Below are 1933 nucleotides of genomic sequence, written 5' to 3'. Positions count from 1 at the left end.
ACCCGCCTTTGGCGGATTTTGCTTTGAGTTCGCACATTGATGCGCCTCGTTATTCTGAGATGTACCGTTTTTCTGTTGAGGATCCTGAGGGGTTCTGGGGGGAGCATGGCCGCCGCCTTGACTGGATTTCGCCCTACACGCGTGTCAAGGAGACGAGTTTTGCGCCCGGGGAGGTTTCGATTCAATGGTTTCGGGACGGGGTTCTCAACGTTGCGGCGAACTGCATCGACCGCCACCTTGAGACGCGAGGCGCGCAGACGGCGATCATTTTCGAGCCTGACGACCCTGAGAGCCCGGCCCTGCATATCAGCTACCGGGAGTTGCACGAGAAGGTCTGCCGCTTTGCCAACGTTCTTCTCAGCCAGGGGGTGATGCGCGGCGACCGCGTGGTGATCTACATGCCGATGATCCCGGAGGCGGCCTACGCGATGCTGGCCTGCGCGCGGATCGGGGCGATCCACTCGGTGGTGTTTGCGGGGTTTTCGCCCGACGGGCTGGCCAACCGCATCAACGACTGCGGGGCGAAGGTTGTCATCACTGCCGACACGGCGCCGCGGGGCGGGCGGAAGACGGCGCTCAAGTCCAATACCGACGCGGCGCTTTTGCACTGTTCGGACAAGGTGCGCTGCATGGTCGTCCGGCATACGGGCGACCAGACCACCTGGATCGAGGGCCGCGATGTCGACGTTCTGGCCCTGATGACCCATGCCAGCCCCGAATGCCCTCCGCGCCCGATGAACGCCGAGGACCCGCTGTTCATCCTCTACACCTCCGGCTCGACCGGCAAGCCCAAGGGGGTGGTGCACAGTTCGGGCGGGTATCTTCTGTATGCGGCGATGACCCATGAATACGTGTTCGATTACCACGCGGGGGACGTGTTCTGGTGCACCGCGGATGTGGGCTGGGTCACCGGGCACAGCTATATCCTCTACGGTCCGCTGGCCAATGGCGCGACCACGGTGATGTTCGAGGGCGTGCCCACCTGGCCCGATGCGGGGCGGTTCTGGGCGGTGTGCGAGAAGCACAAGGTCAACCAGTTTTACACCGCGCCCACGGCGATCCGGGCGCTGATGGGCCAGGGCTCCGAATGGGTGGAGAAGTACGACCTGTCCAGCCTGAAGGTTCTGGGCTCGGTGGGGGAGCCGATCAACCCCGAGGCATGGGAGTGGTACAACACCCATGTCGGCAAGGGGCGCTGCCCGATCGTGGACACCTGGTGGCAGACGGAGACCGGCGGCCACCTGATCACGCCGCTGCCGGGCGCGACGCCGACCAAGCCGGGCTCGGCCACGCGGCCGTTCTTCGGGGTGCAGCCGGTGATCCTGGAGCCCGAATCCGGCAAGGAAATCACCCGGACCGAGGCCGAGGGCGTCCTGTGCCTCAAGGACAGCTGGCCGGGCCAGATGCGCACCATCTGGGGCGACCACGCCCGGTTCGAGGAAACGTATTTCTCCCACTACAAGGGGTATTACTTCTCGGGCGACGGCTGCCGGCGGGACGCGGACGGCTATTACTGGATCACCGGGCGGGTGGATGACGTGATCAACGTGTCCGGCCACCGGATGGGCACCGCAGAGGTCGAATCCGCGCTGGTCGCACACCCGGCGGTGGCCGAGGCCGCAGTGGTCGGCTATCCCCACGACATCAAGGGCCAGGGCATCTACGCCTATGTCACCCTGATGAACGATGTGGCGCCCACCGACGCCCTGCGCAAGGAACTGGAAAAATGGGTCCGCACAGAGATCGGCCCGATCGCCAGGCCCGATGTCATCCAGTGGGCCCCGGGCCTGCCCAAAACCAGGTCCGGGAAAATCATGCGCCGGATCCTGCGGAAAATCGCCGAAAACGACTACGGATCCCTCGGAGACACATCAACTCTCGCAGACCCCTCCGTCGTCGATAACCTCATCGAAAACAGAAAAAAATAAAAAAA

1 protein-coding gene is annotated in these 1933 nt (G+C 63.9%); it reads left to right on the top strand.

The window, feature by feature from the left end; all coding sequences use genetic code 11:
• A partial coding sequence (gene acs / locus C8N32_RS14705) for an acetate--CoA ligase (protein ID WP_425319747.1) occupies positions 1-1928 on the top strand: 1928 nt, incomplete at its 5' end.
• Positions 1929-1933: the final 5 nt, after the last annotated feature.

It is taken from the genome of Rhodovulum imhoffii (assembly GCF_003046545.1).
Classification (GTDB): Bacteria; Pseudomonadota; Alphaproteobacteria; order Rhodobacterales; family Rhodobacteraceae; genus Rhodovulum; species Rhodovulum imhoffii.
This window is presented reverse-complemented; position numbering and strand designations above follow the sequence as displayed.